This window comes from Homoserinimonas sp. A447 (genome assembly GCF_054489325.1).
On sequence record NZ_JBTMWW010000001.1, the window covers coordinates 2,280,598 to 2,299,193 of the forward strand.

Below are 18,596 nucleotides of genomic sequence, written 5' to 3' on the forward strand. Positions count from 1 at the left end.
AGTCATGGCCGCGTACGACGCCGTAATCGAGATTCCCCGGGGAAGCCGCAACAAGTACGAGGTCGACCATGTCACCGGCCGAGTCTTCCTCGACCGCGTGTTGTTCACCGGGTTCGTCTACCCGACCGACTACGGCTACATCGAGAACACGCTGGGGCTCGACGGCGACCCCGTCGACGTGCTGGTGCTGCTCGAGTACCCGCTGTTCCCGGGGGTCGGCGTGAGCGTTCGCCCGGTTGGCGTGTTCAACATGACGGATGACGCGGGCATCGACTCGAAGATCATCGCGGTGCCGGCCAAGGACCCTCGCTGGGAGCACATCCAGGACCTGGGAGACATCCCGGAGTACACCCGCAAGGAGATCGAGCACTTCTTCGAGCACTACAAGGACCTCGAGCCAGGCAAGTGGGTCAAGACCGAAGGCTGGGGAGACGCGGCAGAAGCTGAGGCGATCGTTGTCGCCGGGGTCGAAAAGCTGAAGGCCGAAGGGCACTAGGCAGAAGTCGCCTCGACGGTTCCAGTTGCGCGGAGCATTCGGAGCCGCGCGTGCGAATCCGCAGCTCGCAGAATCCAGCGCTCACGGATCGGTGGAACGCCCATGCAAATGCGACAGCGTCCCACCGATTGCTGCGCGCCGGAGTGATGGGTGATGCGGCCAACCGGGCTGGCGACAAGTCTGGAGTGAACGAGCCGGGTGGGCTAGATGCCGACGCCCCTGGCCCGCAGGAAGTCGACCGGGTTGGTGGCCGTACCCCACTGCCGCACCTCGAAGTGCAGGTGGCATCCGGTGGAGATTCCGGTTGAACCGGTCAGTGCGATGACCTGACCGGCCGACACGTGCTGGCCGTGGCCGACCCGGATTCCGCCGTTCTGGATGTGCGCGTAGCTGGTGGTGAGACCGCCGCCGTGGTCGATCTTCACGAAGTTGCCGAAGCCGCCGTTGGAGCCCGCGTAGATCACCCGTCCGGCGGATGCTGCCATGATCGCGCTGCCGCAGCCGGCGCCGAAGTCGGTGCCGTAGTGGTACGACGAGGCGCCGCTGGTCGGGGGGACGCGCGGTCCGTAGGAGCTGGACGCATAGCCCCAGGACGGCCTGGCCCAGCCGCTGGAGCTTGTGCCGCCCCCGCCACCGTTGCCGGCTGCCGCTTCCTGCTTCTTGCGTTCGATCTCGGCCAGTCGCGCGATTTCGGCGAGCCGCGCAATCTCGGCCTGCCGCCTGATCTCGGCGCCGACGGCGTACTGCTGCTCGGTGACAACGCGGTTCTCCACCAGCGACGCCAGCTGTGCCTCAAGTCGCTCCTGGTTGCCGGCCTGCTCCTCGAGGGCTGCGGCAGCGGCATCCGCCGCCTTCTGGGCCTCGATCATGGCAGCTTCGGCCGCCGCGGCCAGCTCCTTGAGGGCTTCCTTGGCTACGTTCGCCTCGTCGGTCAGCGACTGGGCGGAGTTCTGGTCACGCTTGGCCTTGGCGTAGATGCCGCTCGACTGCTCGTTGACCTTGCTGGCCATCCCGAGGTTGGAGAGCAGGTCGGACTCGCTGTCGTCCCCGAAGAAGAGTTGAACTGAGAGGTCCTGCCCGCTGGCCCGCTGCACACGCGCTGCGATCTGGCCTGCCTGGCGGATGGACTCGTCGGCAGTTGCCTGGGCCTCGTCGGCCTGCTGCTGCAGGAGTTCGGCCTTGTATGCCGCCTTGTCGAAGGCGGCCTGGGCGTCGTAGTACTCCTGGCCCTTGCGTTCCGACTCGGCCTGAGTGGCGGCAACATTCGCTTCAAGTTGTTGCAACAGCGCCATGAGCTGGGCGATCTGTGCCTTCTTGGCGGACTCGCTGGCACGGGCGTTCTGCACATCGTTCCAGCTGGGATAGTTGGCTGCCCAGGCGGCGTCCGACGACTGCCCGACGACGGCTCCGCCGAACACCATGGCGATGATCGCTAGCGCCGCGAGGACCCCCCTCGACCGGCCACGACCTTGCGCCATCTTCTCCCCCACGCGTGCTTCCCCCTGTGTTGTGACCCTCTAAGTCACGTTCGTAACACTGTTAACAAACGTCACACTAACAACAGGGGGACGAAAATAGCCAGTCTTTCCCCCTTAACGGGGGACAAAATGCCGGCAACCCGTGCGATGGGTCAGATATTCACGCCCTGGTTGCGCAGGTAGTAGACGGGGTTGACCGGGTCGCCGCCGAGGCGGATCTCGAAGTGCAGGTGGCATCCGCTCGAGGTTCCGGTCGAACCCACCAGGGCGATCAGCATGCCCGGCCCGACCGACTGGCCGTTGTGCACGCGGAGCCCGCCGGCCACGATGTGCCCGTACCTGGAGGTGATCCCGTTGCCGTGGTTGATCTCGATGAAGTAGCCGTAGCCGCCGTTGTATCCCGCGTAGGTCACGGTGCCGGCATGCGCGGCGTAGATCCCGGCGTTGCAGGCAGCGCCGATGTCAACGCCGGCGTGCTGCGACGAAGCGCCGGGGACCGGCGGCACGCGTGGGCCGAACGAGTTCGCTGGCGCGCTACCGGATGCCGGGCGAGTCCAGCCGGAGTCGCTGATCGGGCCGGCGGCACCAGCACCGGCACCCCACCTGACCTCGACACCCTTCTTATACTCAGCCTCGGTCGCGATCCTGTTTTCCACCAGCAGCGCCAGCTGCATCTTCAGGGTGACCTGGTGTTCCTCTTGTTCCTGCAGGGCCGCTGCCGCGGCATCCGCTGCCGCCTGCGCCTCAGCCATGGCGGCCTGAGCCGCGTCGGCCAGCACCTGGAGCGCCTCTTTGGCGACGTTCGCCTGGTCGGTCAGCGACTGCGCGGTGTTCTGGTCGCGCTTGGCCCTGATGAAGATTCCGGATGACTGCTGGCTGACCTTCGACGCCATCCCCAGTTGGGAGAGCAGATCCTTATTGCCGGCTTCATCGAAGAACAGCTGAACGGAGATGTCCTGCCCACCGGCACGCTGGGCGCGGGCGACCATCTGGCCTGCCTTGCGGATGGACTCGTCGGCGACGACCTGCGCCTCATCGGCCTGCGCCTGCAGCTGCCCCGCCTTGTACGCCGCGGTGTCGTAAGCGAGTTGGGCGTCGTAGTAGATCTGCCCCTTCTCCATGGCGACCGCCTCAGTCTCGGCGACCTTGACCTCGAGTTGCCTGAGCAGGGCCTCCAGCTGCGCGACCTGCGCCTTCTTGGCGGCCTCGTTGTTGCGCGCGTTCTGGACTTCGCTCCAGCTCGGGTAGTCGGCGGCCGACGCGGGCTGGGTCGGCCCCAGAATGGTGCCTGTCACCGCAAGCGCGACGATCGCAAGGAGAGCCCAGACGCGACCCAGGCGATGTGGCACGTGCGTCATAGTTCCCCGAATCTGTGACTTCTACATTCAACTGCACCTTGAAGGCTAACCGGATGCGTCATCCGCCGAAAGCGCTGGGATCGGTGTGGTGGATATTCGTGGTTCGCCGGTTTGGTGAATTCGCATCTCACCCGTATGCTTTTCTTTCGGTAGCTACGAAGGTTGTTGACTTCACGGCCCCATCGTTTAGTGGCCTAGGACACCGCCCTTTCACGGCGGCAGCACGGGTTCGAATCCCGTTGGGGTCACGAAACTTATTGTTTCTGCAAGAAAAACTTCATAGCTTGGCCCTGTAGCGCAGTTGGTTAGCGCGCCGCCCTGTCACGGCGGAGGTCGCCGGTTCAAGTCCGGTCAGGGTCGCAAGGTGAGTAACCCATCCGAAAGGGTGGGTTATTTTTCCTAGTGACGGATGCACTGCTGTGTGCAGCTCGCCACGGCTCTGTAGCTCAGTTGGTAGAGCGTTCGACTGAAAATCGAAAGGTCACCGGATCGACGCCGGTCGGAGCCACTGAAACCCTCGTAAGGCTTCTACTTGCGGGGGTTTCTTCATTCCCGCAATAGTTTTCAGTCAGCGACTCCGCAAAAACCCCGCACATTCAAAACAGACCGCTGAGCCGCTGCTCCATCACTTCAGCAGCCCGCTTTGATCCCTTGATGGTGTTCATGTAGACGTCTTGGGTCATAGATGGGTTTTCGTGACCGAGATAATCGGCGATCTCAGTGGCCGACAGCCCCGCTTTGTCGAGGATCGTTGCTACGGTCTCTATGTCGCCCGAACCATCGGCCACGGCGCTCTTGAGCGAGGCTGTATCCGGATTGGGACCGACAGAGCGGTTCCCTGGAGTCGCCTTTCCTATCCCGGAGGGCGCCCGATCGGTCGTGGTTGGTTTTGTCTGCTCTGGCGGCCACCCCTTCTCCGTCGAGCTGGGCGACTCGATGATGCTCGGCCAAGCACCGCTCACCGGCGTCTGTGACGGAACGCACCAACTGGCTTGGCCGGTGACCGACCGAACTGGTCCGACGTTGCTGGTCATGATCCCTGACGGCGTCAAATGGGTCGCTGCACCGCGCTTCTCGACGGAAGAGTGGGTCTTCGACGCAGACGTCACAGCTGACTGCGACGCGTTCTCCAAAGGACTACAGCGCGTTCGTGAACGCCGACGCTGGATTCACTCACTACGGTGCGTTCTATGCGGCAGAGTGGACGACGCGTGACCCAACGCCCAGAGCGATCATGAAGACGGACAACGACCACATAGCCGGGTCAGGATCGCGAAAGCACCCACACGCTGGCCCGCCTGGGCGCGAAGTGACAGCGATCGAACTCGACGAACACCGAGCCCGCCGCCTACGTCACGCACTGCCGTCAGTGCGTGACGAGCATGGAGATGCTCTTCGCTATCCCTTGGATCGACCCATTGTGGTCGGAAACATCCCGTTCCACATAACCACTCCGATACTGCGGCGGTTGTTGCAGGCAGGCACGTGGCGATCGGCGGTCCTTCTTACGCAGTGGGAAGTCGCACGCAAGCGCGCCGGAGTGGGCGGCGGGACGATGATGACCGCGCAGGCAGCACCGTGGTTCGAGGTCGAACTCAAGAAACGGGTGCCCGCGCACTTCTTCACCCCGCGCCCGTCGGTTGACGGTGATTAGAGATCACCCGTCGCGACACTCCCCTTGTTCCGCACGCTGAGCACCGCCCCTACGAAGCGTTCGTACGGCGAGTCTTCATCGGCCGCGGCGCAACCTTCACGCACATCCTTCGCCACGCCACTGGCCTCCCCGTAGGCTCGCTGACCGGGACACTGGCGCGTGCGAAGGTCGACCCCAGGTGCCTCCCGCGGGATGTCGCTCCGCTCCAGTGGGCTGCCCTATGGAAGGAGATTGCGGTAGTGCTCGCACTTCAGTAACCCACATGCCGAGGTGCCTCCGCAAACGATGGGAGCACTTGGCATGTCTTGGCGTGGGGTAGAGCATTCCGCGGGATCACGGAGGTGCACTCGGTCAGGGCGTCAGCACTTCGGGCATCCCAACTATGCGAGTGCTTCCGTCATTTTGCTCGCTTTGCCGTCGAGCCACAGCGTGTCGGAATCGTCACGGTGGGTTCCCGTCGTGCCAACGAACTTCGCGTCGATCTGGGGACCCTTCTTGATCACGTGAACAAGCGCCATCCCGTGTCCACGCCCGAGCCCATAATCGGCTTTGAGCCACTCCAGAATGGTGCCGGCCTTGATCGACGGGTCGTCGTATCCACGGCTCTTGGCGATATCGAGGAGCTCGCGCGGGGTGAGTCCGGTCTTGTCTTCGATCGTGTCGAGGTACGCCTGAAATGACATGTGGGGTTCCTTCCTGTTAGCGGATGATCATCATTCGGCGGGGCGCAGGCCGTAGGTCAGGATTGCGTTTCCTGAACCGGTCTGATTGGCGTGAAGGAGGCGCAGCCTCGTCAACGGGACACTGTCGTCGAACAGTCGCCTGCCCTCGTTGGTGACTACCGGGTGCGTGGTCAACGTCAGTTCGTCGATGAGGCCTTCCAGGAACAGCGAACGGATGGTGTCGATGCCGCCGACGATAGAGATGTCGCCGCCGTCCTGCTGGCGAAGGTTCTGAACGTACTCGACTGGACTCTCGGTGATGCGGGTGCTGTTCCAGGGAAGGTCGCCTGGCAGCGTCTGTGAAATGACGTGCTTGCGTACTGGATTTATCCACTGCCCGAAGGGGTCGTCGGCCTGTGGCCAAAACTCGTACCATTCCTGCCACAGCTTGCGACCGATGACGACATCGGTGACCGGCGTCACCACTTCTGCCATCAGTTGCCCCTCCTCTGGTCCGAATGCATCGAACTGCCAGAGATTGGGGCTTTCCACGACCCCGTTGACAGAGTGAAACAGGTGGGCGGTGATCTTGCGGCTCATTGCGGTGCCTCTCCTCGATAGTGAAATGCTCTTATCGGGTAGACGACGGCTGGGCCTCAAACTGATCGCTGCGGCAGAAAAGTATTAGGCCACGAGCTCCACCGCGTCTGTGACGTGAGATGGCAGACCGAACTCGTCGAAGACTGCTGGACCCATGAAATGGGTGATGCTCGCGATCCGGCCGTCCACGAAATCCACCAGGTGGATCGCAAACGGTTCCCACACGCCGCCGCCCCTGTCGTGATAGACGGCTACGGCCGCTTGCCCGTTGGCGCGGGTGGGGATGGTACGTGAGTTACGGCAGATCTCTCCTGGCCCCTGCCACCACCGCTCGATCTCGGCGGCACCCCGCAGCCACAGCTCGAACGGAGGCATGGTGAACACGGCATCCTCGGCAAGCAGCGCAACCAGGCGATCCACATCGTAAGACTCAAACGCATCCACGTAGTTCATGAGCAACTGCTCGTCATACTCGAACTGTGTCGTGTGCGTCTCATGGTCGCGCTTTACCATCGTCGCGCGGGCTCGGGCCAGTGCCGAGTTGACCGCGGCAACACTGGCCTCCAACAAGTCGGCGCATTCCTGGGAAGACCACGCGAGCACATCACGCAGGATGAGGATGACCCGCTGGCGAGGCGGGAGCAGCTGAAGTGTCGCGACGAACGCAAGGCGAATGGACTCCCGCATCGCCGCCACATCGGCGGGATCCGCCGTCGAGGGCAGATACGAGTCCGCGATGGGACCGACCCACGTTGCTTCGGCACGCGTGGTGAGCGAAGAAGGATCGTTCCGCGTATGACCTGGGAGCGAGAAGTCTGTGGGCAGTGAACGTCGCTGGGGCGCGCGCTTCATGTCCAAGCAGATATTCGTGGCGATCGCATAGAGCCACGTGCGTAGCGACGACCGTCCCTCGAACTCGTGGGCGCGCTGCCACGCGCGCATCATCGTCTCCTGCACGGCGTCCTCGGCCTCTCCGTAGCATCCGAAATAGCGGTAGCAGTAGGCGATCAACTCGCGGCGATAAGAATCGACCTGCGCCTCGAAAGGAAGGGGAGCCGTCAACGCAACGGCGTCCATCCCGATGGCAGCGCTCCGACGACGCGAGCGCGTTCGAGATCGGACTCGGCCGACCACCCTTGCACACCATCGCCGGCGAACCCGCCGCGCGCGAGGCGAAAGCCGAGATCAGGATGGTGCATCCCCGGGGCTCCCCCGCGACGCACAGACGCCCGCACGTTCCATGCGTCGTCGGAGAAACCGCCACCGCGGAACACCCGGTAGTCCCCGTAACGGGCGGGATCGAGCAGATCCCAGCACCACTCCCACACGTTACCCAGCGTGTCGTACAGACCATTGGAATTCGGCAGCTTGCCGCCGACATCCTGTGGACTGTCTACCTTGTCAGCATCCGTCCATGCGATCTCAGCGAGCGAACCGTAGTGGGGGCCAGCAGTTCCCGCGCGGCATCCGAACTCCCACTCCGCCTCGGTGGGCAGTCGATAACCGTCGGCCGACAACGTCCACGTCACCCTGTCCCCGTCGAACCGATACGCCGGACTCAGCCCATCCAGCTCCGAAGCGACGTTGCACGCCCGCACAGCCTCGACCCAGCTGATGTCAACGACCGGACGCCGTGAAGGGTGCCCGGGGGTCCCCGCGATCCGCGCAAGTTGCGCCTGCGTCACGGAGTGCACGCCAATCTGAAACGAATCGAGTTCCACTTCCCGCCGAATCTTACGGCGGGCATCGTGCAAAGTGACCGAACCACCGTCAAGGTGCACCATCTCGACCCCCACGTCCTTCATTTGAGCCGGTAGGTCAGATGTTGTGCGGCAGGTGTTGTGACCGACTGCATGAGCTCGAGTCCCATGGGGATGGCTTGGCCCTCCGTGAACAGGCGAGTACCCGCACCCAGGATGGTGGGCGCGAGGTGGATCGACAGGACGTCCACAAGCCCGCTTTGAAGGTATTGGAGTGCGATGTCGGCTCCTCCCATGATGACGACATCCTTCGTTCCGGCAGACGCTCGCGCTTGTTCGAGAGCGCTCTGGATGCCGTCAGTCACGAATGTGAATCGCTCACTCAGGCGCACGGTCGACGGCACGGCATGGGTGACCACAAAATTCGGTGGCGGCGCGCTTTGATCGCGTTCCGCACCGTAACCGAGGTCGCCGGACCAGCCGTGCGGCCCGTCAACGAAGTCGAAGGTCTTCCTCCCCATGAGTACCGCGCCGGTGCTTGCGACACCGGCCTCGATTAGCTCGACATCTTCGGGCGTCGCAGCTGACGATGCCCAAGCATGAAGACATTCGCCGCCGACTCCCAAACCGTGTTCGATACCGGGGTGGGCTGCTGTCACATAGCCATCGAGGGATACGGAGATATCGACTATTACTGAGGTCAAGGTTGCATCCTTTCTTCGAGCGTTGGCATATCAGGGAGCGGAAAACATCCGACAATCTGCGGCAGCACCTTGCGGTCGCCCGACACAGTCAGAGACCCGGCATCAACCGCAGCCTGTAGCGAGGCGCCCGCATAGAACACGGCCGCGAGGGACTTCGGGTCGCCCGAGATTTCGACATCTACCGGCGCTTGCTGGTCTTGCTCGATAGCAAAGCCGGAATGGTCAATGACGCCGACGAAACGCTGGTCATCCAGCCGAGTGCCGAACCGCACCTGAACTCCTTCAGCCAACGTTCCTGAGAAGTTCGTCCTCAGGGACAAGACGAAGGACGCCGGGCTTAAGGACTGTGTCGACAAATCGAGCGTGGTCCGCGCCCCCCACCGTCCAAGGGCCAGAATTGCAGGCTCCAACTCCTTGCCCCAAGCAGTTAGCTCGTACACGCTCACCGGCGTGGGCGGGGGAAGCTTTCGTCTCGCAACGATTCCTGCCTGCTCCAGCTCAGACAGCCTCGAGCTCAAGATGTTAGTGCTCACGCCAGGCAGCGAAACAACGAGATCGGTATAGCGTTTCGCGCCCACAACCAGCTCGCGGATTACGAGAAGGGCCCACCGCTCCCCCACGAGGTCTAACGCGCGAGCCAACCCGCAGGCGTCGGAATAACTTCGCATGCCCGAACAGTAGCAGAAAACAAGTAGCCACTTGTTTTTTGCAAGTACTATGCAGGCAAGCCCCAGGGGCGGTCGTCAGCGTCGCCGATCCTCCTGCTGCTAGATTCGGTCGCACTAGGTCGCGCACCGGGTTCAACACAAAAGCGCACCAACGCGATATTCGTCCCTCAGCACCGCTTAAGTTCTGTTTCTGTTCCAAATCGTGGAGGGCACCATGTTCGATCCTGATCAAAGCCAAGGTCGCTTCGATCTCAACCAGACAACAGTGGGCGAGCTCCTCGACGACCCAGAGTCTCGCGGGATTATCGACGAACTTGTTTGGAGATTGCAAGCAATCCCATGATCAGTATGGCTCGGTCCATGCCCTTCGATGTCCTGGCTGGCATGGCGGGGACACTTGTGGATCCCAAGGTTTTAGCCGAGTTGCGTGAACGTCTGCGAGATCTCTAACAGATCAACGGAATCGCCCACCCGCTGGGGAGAAGGCGGCCGAGGAAAGCCGTTCAGTTATGGGGTGGCCTTCTTTTTTTTGTACGTGAGTTTTCAGTCAGGGCTACTCCGCGCACACCCCGCTCAGTTGCGCCGACGTCTCGCGTGCACCGAATGCGTCACCCGATCCTGGTGTGGGGGTACGAACGTCGCAGCGTGCGGCGAGATGCTCCCGCCGCCGATCCATACCTGCTCATCACGCCAGTGCCTGACATACTCCGGCGCGGTGTCCCGGAGCAGCGCGTCATGCATGGCGAGGATCGAGCCATACCAAAGGGTACCTGCATAACCCTTGGTATGAAGATGGGAGGACAATGCTCTAGCAGTAGGCCGCGGTGGCGGTCAAAAACACCACGATTGCCAGCGCGAACCAGACGGCGGGCACGAGGCCGGCGCTCCAAGCCGCACCCCACGGACGAGCGCTCGATCGACGCAGCGCCCAGCAAACAACCAAAGTGTTTATGGCCGCCAGCCCGGGGAGCACGGTCAGCCATTTCACGATGATCGTCAATGGTGCAGACAACGGTTCTTCGCCGAAAACCGGCTCCGAGAGCAACATCGAAATGGACACTGAGGCCAGAAGCGCGACAAGGGCGGTGAGTATCCCGCAAAGGATGATCGACCCGACCAGCGCGCCGGCGCCCCAATCTTTCCGTCTTGCGCACACCAAGTACCCGCTCATGCCGGCCGCAGCAATCACAACCACCGCCATGGTCGCGTTTTCGGTTGCGTGCGCGTTCCAGACAACAAGTGACAGCGAACAATGTGCGGCGGCATTCGTCGCTTTGAAGGCGACCATGACCTGGGCGTAGACGATACCCAGCCACACTGCGATGAATAGAGCCGAGTTGGCTCCGTCGATGAGCTGACGACTACGGGAAGGAGCAACTAGCGGCCGGTCAAGCACCTGGTCACCCACCTTCCTTGGAGCCAAGAGCTAGTACGCGGCAACGCTCCATCAACGGGCGCCGTCGAGGTATCCGACAGCATCCTCGAGGCTCGCGAAGTAGTAACGGGTCAGCGGTGCTCCGATCTGCATGACCTCGTAAGTGTCCCCAATCAACTGAACGACTCCGAGCACAGACCTGCCGTCACCCTCCGGCAGCTCGGTCGTGCGCACCCGCCATTCGGTTGGGGACAGCGCCTCGATCACAGGCGGAACGGAACGGACCTGCCCGGTTCCTGTTTGAGTCGTTATTGCAGTCATGTCGCTCCCTTCGAGCGGTCGAATTCCACCATCGAACCCGGTTCTGACGCAGAAATTCAGGGGCTTGACGGGCCGGAACGAGCATGGAGAATGCTGCGCCGATCGGCCCGAAACTTCCGGTGGTCGGTTCCGTAGTCTCGCACTATGTGTATTGTTTGTCGATAGATGAATATCGACAAACGATAGGAACGAGATGAACCGCACCGCGATCGTCACCCTCAAGGCACTCATCGTCGTCATGATCGTGCTCGTGCTTGCCTGTCAGATCTTCATCGTTCCTGAAGCCGCTGAACAGTCGGCGTACTACAACCCCGAGTTCGCCTATCTGAAGGTTCCGGGCATCCTCATCACCGTCGCGTTCCTGCTCTGCGTGCAGCTCGCACTCGTCTGCGTGTGGCAATTGCTGACTCTGGCAGGCGCATCCGTCATCTTCAGCAAAGACGCGTTCAAGTGGGTGAACGGGATTCTCTACCTCGTCATCGCGGCGACGCTTCTCATTTTCGGCTCGTTCATCATTCTCCAAGCGGCCGGGGTCGCCTCGGGCTCGGTCAACCTGATGTGCGTGTTCGGCGTGGTGCTCGGCGCCGGCTTCGCACTGCTCGTCGTCGTGCTGCGCGGCCTACTTCATCAGGCGTCCCAGCTGGAACAAGACCTCTCCGAGGTGGTCTGATGCCGATCGTGATCAACCTCGACGTCGAACTGGCCAAGAAGAAGATGTCGGTCGCCGACTTCGCTGCCGCCATCGACATCACCCCCGCGAACGTGTCCGTACTCAAGAACGGGCGGGCCAAAGCGGTGCGATTCTCGACGCTGGATGCGATCTGCCGGGTTCTCGAGTGCCAGCCCGGCGACATCTTCAGCTGGGTTCCTGACGATGACGACGCAGCGGATGCCGGTGGCGGGGCGACCGGGGCATGAGCACATCACGAGTGGTACAGCCCTGGAGCGATGTCGCGATTCGCCACCTCCTGGACAGCACCTCCTGCCCGGTCTGCGGGGTCGACGCCCTGTTCGACCGGCGCTGCCGGAACTGCGAGGCCCACCTCACCGACGAGTTGGCAGTCGAGCTCTGGGCCGCGTCCGAGGCAGCCGCTGAGGCGCTCATGGCGCGGCGGGCGGTGGTCGACCGGGTGCGCAAACTCTCCACCGCGCCCTCCGTGGCGGCGAAGCCGAATCGACAGCTGGTCTCTGGGCAGTCCGCTCAACCCGACCGCGCAAAGCCGGCGAGCGCCACCGTGCAGCGCTCCAGCGCAACAGTGCAGTCCGTGCTTGCCGTCGCCGGCGCCGGGCTGTTCGCCGTTGCCGCGATCGTCTTCACCTTCTTCAACCCTGAGCTCAGCGATCGGGTGCTCCGCAGCGTGACCGTCGGGCTCATCACGATCCTCTTCCTCGGCAGCGCCTGGCTGCTGGCCCGCCGCAAGCTGCAGTTCTCGGCCGAAGCGGTCGGCGGGCTCGGCATGGTCTTCGTCGCGCTCGACGTGTATGCGGTGTCGGAGCTTTCCCCATCCGGCCTCAGCGCCTGGGTGCTTGCCGCGATCGGAACGCTCGTCAGCTGTGCGGTGATGGTCGCCGTATCGATGCGTGCCCGCATCCGCAGCTGGCTCTGGATCTCCATGCTCGGGCTCGGCCTCGTTCCGGCGATGCTGGGATACGCGGGCGGCACAACACTGTCGGCGACAATCGGGCACCTCGGTACGGCGTTCGCCGCGCTCGCCCTGACGGCGGCGATCGGCACTCTGGCCGTGCGGTTCGACGGACGACTCCGTTCGGAGCGGGTGGCGATCTCGACCCTCCAGATTGTTGCGGTCGTGATCGTGATCGCACAGGTGTGGTTCATCCAGTTCCCGGACACCACCGAGTATTGGCTGGCCATCACCGCCGTGCTCGCCGGCGTGGCGATCCTCGCCGTGCTGGCGACGCGGCAGGGGCTGGCTCGCGGTTTCTGGAGCGTCACGACCGGTGGGGCCGGGGTCGCCGCGTTCGTCTGCCTCCCCTACGCCCTCGACCTCGGAGCGAGCGGAGCCGGCGCGTGGTATCACACGGTCACGGCCGCCGCGGGTGCCGCCGGGCTCGTCGTTCTCGGCACGCTGGTGCCGAAAGTGCGCAGTGTGAAGCGGCGGCCGTTCCTGGCTGGGGCGTTCGCGCTTGCGGGAGTGAGCGTTCTCTCCCCGGTGCTCCTTGCCGTGCTGGTCGGGGCAGTCACCGTACTGAGCGCCCTCAGCGGCTCCCATAACGGTGCCAGCCAGGTCATGCCGACGGATGATGTGCTTGCCATCGTGCTTGGCCTGGTCGCCATGGCGGCCGGGCTGGCCGCCTTCGCGGTCGCCACCAAGCGAAGCGGCCCGGCTGCGGATGCCGGAAGCGGCACGTTGGCGAAGGCGACGGGCTCGCTCGCGGTCTGGCTCGCCGCCCTCGCCGGCCTGACCCTTGCCTGCACCCCCCTACTTCCGCTGTGGTCGCGCATCGCCATCGCCCTGGGGCTCGCCGTGGCAGCGAGCGCCTCGCTGGTCGGGGTGCCGCGCATCCGCTCTGCCGCCCTCAGCTACCGGCTGCCGCTCATCCTCGGTGTGCACTTCGCGGTGCTGCTGGCCACGGTGAGCTCGTGGGTCGACGGCTGGACGATGGTCTGGGCGGGCATCGCCATCATCGCAACCATCGCCGTCATCGCACGGACGCTGCCCGCCGAGCTGCGCTTTCTCCACGTCGGCGCTGGCTACGCCTACGCCCTGATCGTGTTCGCGACAACCCTCGGACAGCTCGGCGTGGGCACGATCGCGATGCTCTGCCTCACCACGTCGCTCGGCTCCGTCGGCGCGATCGCGGCCACCTTCATCCGCCGGCTGAGGCCCCCGTCGTGGTACGCGATCCTCGTCGCGACCTCGGTGCCGTTCATGATCGGCGTGATCCAGGTGGTGTTCGAGCGCAGCGGATGGACGGCGCTGTCGACCGGACTCATCTTCCTGCTCGCGCTGACACTCCTCGTCACGCGGCGCACCGGGCTCGGGGTCGGGCTGCGCGCCATCGCCGCCGGCATCCTCGTTCCGTCGCTCGCCGTCGTCGTCGTGTGCCTTGGCGCACAGGTGCTGCTGAGCAGCGGGTCCCCCGTGACGTTGCCGGTGATCGCGGCCATCGTCGCGCTGGTACTCCCGAACACCGGCGTGATCCGCTCGGCGCTGCAGCGAAGCGGCATCCCGGAGCGGGATGCCACGGTTGCCCGAATCGCAATCGAAGCCTCCGCCCTGCTGACCGGTGCGATCGCGGTGATGCTCGCCTTGGTACGCGAAGCCTCGGGACTGGGGACGACCTTCATCGTGCTGGTCATCCTCGGGTTCGGTGCGGCAGCCACCTCGTTCTGGGCGAAGCGGCGCTACGGGTGGTGGGTAGCGGCATCCGCCTTCACCGGGGCGTTGTGGTGCCTGTGGGCGCTCGCCGGGATCGACGCGCTGGAACCGTACCTGCTGCCGCCGAGCCTGGCCGCGGTGGTCATCGGCCTGATCCTCACGGCGCGAGGCACCCCGGCAGTGCCGCTGTTCGCGACGGGACTCATCGTGGCCGTTGCGCCGATTCTCGTCGTGCTGGCGGCGTTCGGTTCCGGCGAGGTCGCGTCGGCGGCCTGGCGAGGCTACGGGCTTATTGCCGCATCCTGGTTGCTGCTCGCGCTCGGGACGATTCTCGGTCGGGGGTCGTCACTGCGGGCGCAATCACTGCAAGCACTGCGAGTGCCGACCCTCAGCGTCGCGATCGCAGCCGGAGCTGCCGGCGCGGTGCAGGGAGTGAAGTTCGGCATCGGCGCCGAGCTGGTTGACACCGGAGGAGTGCCCCTCGTGCTGCTCTGCTTCGCCACCGGCGTGGCCGGGGCACTACCCGCAGTCGCAGCAGCACGCGCCATCCGCTCGATCGCGCCCGAGGACTCCCGCCTGGCGCGCACCCGCTGGCTGTACACCCCGGCCATGGCCTACGTCGCTGTGGCCACCTGGACGGCGATCGAGCGCGACTGGTTCACGATCTGGGCGATGTGGGCGCTCATGCTGGCCTTCCTCGTCGCGGTGGTTGCGATTGCGCGGAGGCGCAGCATCCGCTCCAGCCTGCCGCCGGTGTGGTTCGTGTTCGGGCTCGCATTCGTCACCGCGATCGTGGCCTGGAGCCCGCGCGACCTGCGGGTCGAGTGGTTCTCGCTGCCGCTGGGGCTTTTCCTGCTGGCGGCAGGCGCATTGGCCCTGCGGCAACCTTCGGGCGCCAGAACCGTGAACAGCTGGCCGGCCGGCTGGACCGGCTCCTGGCCACTGCTCGCCCCCGGTATCGTGACCACGTTGCTGGCGTCGATCATCGCCACGTTCACCGACCCACTGACCTGGCGGGCCATCCTCGTGATCGTGATCGCACTCGTCGCCATCCTGATCGGTTCGAGTCGGAGGCTGGCGGCACCATTCCTGATCGGCATCATCGTGCTCCCCATCGAGAACGTCTTTGTCTTCCTCGTGCAGATCGGCCGGGGCATCGAGTCCATGCCGTGGTGGATCACCCTCGCCGTGGTCGGCGCCGTACTGCTCATCATCGCCGTCACCTACGAACGACGGGCGGGTGAGCAGAACAGCATCACCGCACGGCTGCGTGACCTGAGCTGACCGGCTGAGTGGCGTCGGACTATGGTGGCGCCATGACCGAGCGGATCTTCACGGTGGGACACTCCACGCATCCGATCGACGAATTCGTGGAGCTGCTGAAGGCGCACGGCGTCGAACAGCTGGTCGACGTGCGCACCATCGCGAAGTCGCGCCACAACCCGCAGTTCGGTGAGGACCAGCTTCGCGAAAACCTTCCAAAGAACGGCATCGCCTACCAGCGGCTGGAGGCGCTCGGCGGGCTTCGGCACACCACCAAGGACTCGGTCAACGGCGGCTGGCGGAACACGTCGTTCCGCGGCTACGCCGACTACATGCAGACGGATGCGTTCCAGGCCGGCCTGGCCGAACTGCTCGCGCTCGGCGACAAGAAGCCGACCGTCATCATGTGCGCGGAGGCCGTGCCCTGGCGCTGCCACCGCTCTCTCATCGGTGACGCACTGGTGGTGCGCGGGGTGGAAGTGCTCGACATCATGACCGCGAAGTCCGCGAAGCCCCACACGCTCAGGAGTTTCGCGAAGGTCGATGGCACGCAAATCACCTACCCGCCGGAACCCAGCGACTGACCGGATGCCGCCCCGGGAATGATCAGGCCCTCAGGCTACGTTGTAACGAGGACACTGTAGCGAGAGACGAGGATTGCATGCCCACCATCGACCTGACCGCCGACGTTTTCGAGAAGACCGTCACCGAGCCTGGCATCACGCTCGTCGACTTCTGGGCGGAATGGTGCGGCCCCTGTAAGCAGTTCGGCCCCATCTACGAAGAGGCCAGCAACAGCAACACCGACATCACGTTCGCGAAGGTGGACACCGAAGCCGAGCAGGCCCTCGCCGGTGCTGCCGGAATCACCTCCATCCCGACCCTGATGGCGTTCCGGGACGGCGTGCTGGTGTTCGCCCAGCCGGGAGCCCTGCCGCGGCCCGCCCTCGACGAGGTCATCAACGCCGTGCGCGGCCTTGACATGGATGAGGTGCACGCCAAGATCGCCGAGCAGGAGGCCGGGAACGAGGCTGCGAAGGAAGGCTCTGCCGGCTAACCGGCGGATGCGGTGATCGCACCCCGCATCCGGCGCACGCTCTCTTCCCAGGAGTAGCCGAGCGTGGTGGTGTCGACAGCTTCTATTCTCCGCGGCACGGCGCGAATGGCGGCGGCGATCGCCGCCACGTTCGCGGGGTCGGCGAAGGCCGCGCGGTCCCCGAGGATCTCCCGGAACACCGGAAGGTCACTCACCACAACGGGGGCACCGAAGTGCAGCGCCTCGAGTGCCGGCAATCCGAAGCCTTCATCGCGGGTCAGGAACAGCAGGGCGGATGCGTTGCCATACAGCCAGGCGAGCTCACCATCATCGATGAAGCCGAGAAACCGTACGGCCCCACGCTCGACCGCCTCGGCCACACCGTCCGGCAGTACCGCGTTCCGTCCCTGGGGTTCCCCGACAATCACCAGGGGCGCGGCATCCATCACCCGCCCGGAGGCAAGGGCGGCCTCGATCGTGTTGGCGAGGTTCTTGCGGGCGTTCAGGCGGCCGACGCACAGCAGGAAGCCGTCGCTTAGGCCTTCGAGTTCGGCTGGACGGCGCGGGCTCGCACCGGTGAGCCCACTTCCGACCGCCAAGCCGACGGGAACCACCGCGCGACTGCGGCTCAGTCGACTGATGCGGGCGGCCTCGCTCTTCGATGAGGTGAACAGCCAGTTCGCGCGCCTCGCGGTAAGGGGCATGAGGGCGAAGTAGGCGCGCTCCTTGCGCGTGAACCATTCGGGTGTGGTGAGGAACATGTAGTCGTGAACGAAGACGGCCGCGCGGCCGAATGCCGGGGTGAAGTTGTGCGTGACGGTGACCTCGGCACGCATCCGCCTCGCAATGAACGGCAACTCGGCGATCGCGCTGATCCCCTGGGGTGACAGGCACGTTCCGACAACAGCGACCGCTGCGGGCAGTTCTGCCCGCGCGACCTCACGATCGCGACGCCGCACGGCGACGATCACCTCATCTTCAGGGAACTCTCTCGCCCAGGCGAAGATGAACTCTCGCAGCACCTGACGGTTCGACACCGGCCCCCGCACCCACCAGAAGCCGTCGAAGAGCACGCGCATGATTGCATCGTATGGTCGATCGGGCCCGGAAGCGAGCCTTCCTTCACGTCAACTGGGTCGCTGACGTACAGTGAAACATGGCCACTGAAGGCTCGACCAACGCCAGCAGTTCCGGATACCGCGCCACCGTCGCGAACCTCGCCGCCGCGCAGAAACCGGGGCGAGGTGCACCACCGTATTCCCGCTGGGTGAACCGGCGCTTCGGCCGCTGGCTCGCCGCCGGTGCCTACCAGCTGGGCGGAACACCCAACCAGGTGACAGCGGCGAGCGCCACGATGACCGCGATCGCACTCGTGCTGGTGGCGGTTGCCCAGCCGTCCTGGTGGCTGGGGATCGTGGTGACCTTCCTGCTCCTCCTCGGTTACGCGCTCGATTCGGCCGATGGTCAACTCGCTCGCCTGCGCGGCGGCGGAACGAAGTCGGGGGAGTGGCTGGACCACGTCGTCGACGCCTTCAAGATCGTGCTCTTCCACGGGGTGATCCTGGTCTCCTTCTACCAGTTCGGCACCGGACTGCCGGAACCGGTACTCCTGCTTCCCCTGGGCTTCATCGTCGTCTCCTCGGTGTTCTTCTTCGGGATGATCCTCACCGACCAGTTGCGCCGGATCGCCTCCTCGGAGCGTGGCGAGAAATACGCCAAGCCATCGGGTGGCGGGGGTTGGTTGCAGACGGTTGTCGCCATTCCCACCGACTACGCGGTGCTCTGCCTGGCGTTCCTCATCTTCGGCTGGCGCAGCGGATTCGTGCTGGTCTACGGTCTGCTGTTCCTCGCGAACGCAGTCATCCTGTTCGCCGTGCTGGTGCGCTGGTGGCGGGACCTCCGCACCATCGACGCCCTCTCAAGCAGGCCGGCAGAGTAGC

At 64.5% G+C, this 18,596-nt stretch carries 20 protein-coding genes and 3 tRNA genes; 11 read left to right on the top strand and 12 right to left on the bottom strand.

All coding sequences use genetic code 11. The features are described 5' to 3' along the window. Positions 1-4: 4 nt before the first annotated feature. A complete protein-coding gene (gene ppa / locus ACX3O0_RS11210; protein WP_459088843.1) occupies positions 5-496 on the top strand; it encodes an inorganic diphosphatase in 492 nt (163 codons plus the stop codon). Between the two features lie 203 nt (positions 497-699). On the opposite strand, the gene ACX3O0_RS11215 is transcribed toward ppa, so the two are convergent. Beyond that, entirely contained in the window at positions 700-1,986 is a 1,287-nt protein-coding gene (locus ACX3O0_RS11215) for a peptidoglycan DD-metalloendopeptidase family protein (protein ID WP_459088845.1), read from the bottom strand. Positions 1,987-2,126: 140 nt separating this feature from the next. Then, the gene (locus tag ACX3O0_RS11220) at positions 2,127-3,323 is read right to left on the bottom strand and encodes a peptidoglycan DD-metalloendopeptidase family protein (protein ID WP_459088847.1); all 1,197 of its coding nucleotides are present in this window, start codon (positions 3,321-3,323) and stop codon (positions 2,127-2,129) included. Positions 3,324-3,507: 184 nt separating this feature from the next. Here ACX3O0_RS11220 and ACX3O0_RS11225 point away from each other — a divergent pair. From ACX3O0_RS11225 to ACX3O0_RS11235, 3 genes are all read left to right on the top strand, one after another. Continuing rightward, positions 3,508-3,580: transfer RNA gene (locus ACX3O0_RS11225), tRNA-Glu, on the top strand. Between the two features lie 38 nt (positions 3,581-3,618). After that, positions 3,619-3,692 (top strand) — tRNA-Asp (locus ACX3O0_RS11230). A 75-nt stretch (positions 3,693-3,767) separates the two neighbouring features. Next, positions 3,768-3,840 (top strand) — tRNA-Phe (locus ACX3O0_RS11235). Positions 3,841-3,928: 88 nt separating this feature from the next. On the opposite strand, the gene ACX3O0_RS11240 is transcribed toward ACX3O0_RS11235, so the two are convergent. After that, entirely contained in the window at positions 3,929-4,366 is a 438-nt protein-coding gene (locus ACX3O0_RS11240; protein WP_459107769.1) for a hypothetical protein, read from the bottom strand. A 200-nt stretch (positions 4,367-4,566) separates the two neighbouring features. Between ACX3O0_RS11240 and ACX3O0_RS11245 the strand changes: the two genes are divergently transcribed. Beyond that, a complete protein-coding gene (locus tag ACX3O0_RS11245) occupies positions 4,567-4,986 on the top strand; it encodes an rRNA adenine N-6-methyltransferase family protein (RefSeq protein ID WP_459088851.1) in 420 nt (139 codons plus the stop codon). A 380-nt stretch (positions 4,987-5,366) separates the two neighbouring features. On the opposite strand, the gene ACX3O0_RS11250 is transcribed toward ACX3O0_RS11245, so the two are convergent. The 8 genes from ACX3O0_RS11250 to ACX3O0_RS11285 form a co-directional block, all read right to left on the bottom strand. Then, a complete protein-coding gene (locus tag ACX3O0_RS11250) occupies positions 5,367-5,669 on the bottom strand; it encodes a DUF4287 domain-containing protein (protein ID WP_459107770.1) in 303 nt (100 codons plus the stop codon). Between the two features lie 30 nt (positions 5,670-5,699). After that, entirely contained in the window at positions 5,700-6,248 is a 549-nt protein-coding gene (locus tag ACX3O0_RS11255) for a dihydrofolate reductase family protein (RefSeq protein ID WP_459088855.1), read from the bottom strand. Between the two features lie 84 nt (positions 6,249-6,332). Next, entirely contained in the window at positions 6,333-7,325 is a 993-nt protein-coding gene (locus ACX3O0_RS11260; RefSeq protein ID WP_459107771.1) for a sigma-70 family RNA polymerase sigma factor, read from the bottom strand. Next, positions 7,307-8,053 (bottom strand): formylglycine-generating enzyme family protein, encoded by a 747-nt coding sequence (locus ACX3O0_RS11265; RefSeq protein ID WP_459107772.1) that lies wholly within the window; start codon positions 8,051-8,053, stop codon positions 7,307-7,309. Before ACX3O0_RS11265 ends, ACX3O0_RS11260 begins: the two co-directional genes overlap by 19 nt. Further along, positions 8,050-8,652 (bottom strand): dihydrofolate reductase family protein, encoded by a 603-nt coding sequence (locus ACX3O0_RS11270; RefSeq protein WP_459088861.1) that lies wholly within the window; start codon positions 8,650-8,652, stop codon positions 8,050-8,052. Before ACX3O0_RS11270 ends, ACX3O0_RS11265 begins: the two co-directional genes overlap by 4 nt. Further along, on the bottom strand, positions 8,649-9,320 hold the full coding sequence (locus ACX3O0_RS11275) for a winged helix-turn-helix transcriptional regulator (protein ID WP_459107773.1): 672 nt from the start codon (positions 9,318-9,320) through the stop codon (positions 8,649-8,651). Before ACX3O0_RS11275 ends, ACX3O0_RS11270 begins: the two co-directional genes overlap by 4 nt. Before the next feature lie 808 nt (positions 9,321-10,128). Continuing rightward, positions 10,129-10,728 carry a hypothetical protein gene (locus ACX3O0_RS11280; protein WP_459107774.1) on the bottom strand — a complete coding sequence of 200 codons (600 nt, stop codon included), beginning with the start codon at positions 10,726-10,728 and terminating at the stop codon, positions 10,129-10,131. 39 nt (positions 10,729-10,767) lie between these two features. Beyond that, entirely contained in the window at positions 10,768-11,016 is a 249-nt protein-coding gene (locus ACX3O0_RS11285; RefSeq protein ID WP_459088871.1) for a hypothetical protein, read from the bottom strand. A 193-nt stretch (positions 11,017-11,209) separates the two neighbouring features. On the opposite strand from ACX3O0_RS11285, the gene ACX3O0_RS11290 reads away from it, so the two are divergent. From ACX3O0_RS11290 to ACX3O0_RS11310, 5 genes are all read left to right on the top strand, one after another. Further along, positions 11,210-11,686, top strand: a complete 477-nt coding sequence (locus ACX3O0_RS11290; RefSeq protein ID WP_459107775.1) for a DUF2975 domain-containing protein — start codon at positions 11,210-11,212, stop codon at positions 11,684-11,686. Beyond that, entirely contained in the window at positions 11,686-11,934 is a 249-nt protein-coding gene (locus ACX3O0_RS11295) for a helix-turn-helix domain-containing protein (protein WP_459107776.1), read from the top strand. The genes ACX3O0_RS11290 and ACX3O0_RS11295 overlap by 1 nt, the downstream gene beginning before the upstream one ends. Beyond that, entirely contained in the window at positions 11,931-15,641 is a 3,711-nt protein-coding gene (locus tag ACX3O0_RS11300; RefSeq protein WP_459107777.1) for an SCO7613 C-terminal domain-containing membrane protein, read from the top strand. Before ACX3O0_RS11295 ends, ACX3O0_RS11300 begins: the two co-directional genes overlap by 4 nt. Positions 15,642-15,673: 32 nt before the next feature. After that, the gene (locus tag ACX3O0_RS11305) at positions 15,674-16,204 is read left to right on the top strand and encodes a DUF488 domain-containing protein (RefSeq protein ID WP_459107778.1); all 531 of its coding nucleotides are present in this window, start codon (positions 15,674-15,676) and stop codon (positions 16,202-16,204) included. A gap of 77 nt (positions 16,205-16,281) precedes the next feature. After that, complete coding sequence (locus tag ACX3O0_RS11310; protein WP_459107779.1) at positions 16,282-16,677, top strand: thioredoxin family protein; 396 nt, start codon at positions 16,282-16,284, stop codon at positions 16,675-16,677. Here ACX3O0_RS11310 and ACX3O0_RS11315 read toward each other — a convergent pair. Next, the gene (locus ACX3O0_RS11315; protein ID WP_459107780.1) at positions 16,674-17,735 is read right to left on the bottom strand and encodes a glycosyltransferase family 4 protein; all 1,062 of its coding nucleotides are present in this window, start codon (positions 17,733-17,735) and stop codon (positions 16,674-16,676) included. The two genes, ACX3O0_RS11310 and ACX3O0_RS11315, sit on opposite strands and share 4 nt — an antisense overlap. Before the next feature lie 77 nt (positions 17,736-17,812). On the opposite strand from ACX3O0_RS11315, the gene ACX3O0_RS11320 reads away from it, so the two are divergent. Continuing rightward, on the top strand, positions 17,813-18,595 hold the full coding sequence (locus tag ACX3O0_RS11320) for a CDP-alcohol phosphatidyltransferase family protein (protein ID WP_459107781.1): 783 nt from the start codon (positions 17,813-17,815) through the stop codon (positions 18,593-18,595). The last annotated feature ends 1 nt before the right edge of the window (position 18,596 follow it).

Bases quoted from the DNA above. Each gene is read 5' to 3' on its own strand.
- ACX3O0_RS11240 (WP_459107769.1), bottom strand. From the start codon at position 4,366: ATGACCAGCAACGTCGGACCAGTTCGGTCGGTCACCGGCCAAGCCAGT.
- ACX3O0_RS11255 (WP_459088855.1), bottom strand. From the start codon at position 6,248: ATGAGCCGCAAGATCACCGCCCACCTGTTTCACTCTGTCAACGGGGTC.
- ACX3O0_RS11300 (WP_459107777.1), top strand. From the start codon at position 11,931: ATGAGCACATCACGAGTGGTACAGCCCTGGAGCGATGTCGCGATTCGC.
- ACX3O0_RS11275 (WP_459107773.1), bottom strand. From the start codon at position 9,320: ATGCGAAGTTATTCCGACGCCTGCGGGTTGGCTCGCGCGTTAGACCTC.
- ACX3O0_RS11285 (WP_459088871.1), bottom strand. From the start codon at position 11,016: ATGACTGCAATAACGACTCAAACAGGAACCGGGCAGGTCCGTTCCGTT.
- ACX3O0_RS11290 (WP_459107775.1), top strand. From the start codon at position 11,210: ATGAACCGCACCGCGATCGTCACCCTCAAGGCACTCATCGTCGTCATG.
- ACX3O0_RS11305 (WP_459107778.1), top strand. From the start codon at position 15,674: ATGACCGAGCGGATCTTCACGGTGGGACACTCCACGCATCCGATCGAC.
- ACX3O0_RS11320 (WP_459107781.1), top strand. From the start codon at position 17,813: ATGGCCACTGAAGGCTCGACCAACGCCAGCAGTTCCGGATACCGCGCC.
- ACX3O0_RS11265 (WP_459107772.1), bottom strand. From the start codon at position 8,053: ATGAAGGACGTGGGGGTCGAGATGGTGCACCTTGACGGTGGTTCGGTC.
- ACX3O0_RS11260 (WP_459107771.1), bottom strand. From the start codon at position 7,325: ATGGACGCCGTTGCGTTGACGGCTCCCCTTCCTTTCGAGGCGCAGGTC.
- ppa (WP_459088843.1), top strand. From the start codon at position 5: ATGGCCGCGTACGACGCCGTAATCGAGATTCCCCGGGGAAGCCGCAAC.
- ACX3O0_RS11250 (WP_459107770.1), bottom strand. From the start codon at position 5,669: ATGTCATTTCAGGCGTACCTCGACACGATCGAAGACAAGACCGGACTC.
- ACX3O0_RS11245 (WP_459088851.1), top strand. From the start codon at position 4,567: ATGAAGACGGACAACGACCACATAGCCGGGTCAGGATCGCGAAAGCAC.
- ACX3O0_RS11295 (WP_459107776.1), top strand. From the start codon at position 11,686: ATGCCGATCGTGATCAACCTCGACGTCGAACTGGCCAAGAAGAAGATG.
- ACX3O0_RS11310 (WP_459107779.1), top strand. From the start codon at position 16,282: ATGCCCACCATCGACCTGACCGCCGACGTTTTCGAGAAGACCGTCACC.
- ACX3O0_RS11315 (WP_459107780.1), bottom strand. From the start codon at position 17,735: ATGCGCGTGCTCTTCGACGGCTTCTGGTGGGTGCGGGGGCCGGTGTCG.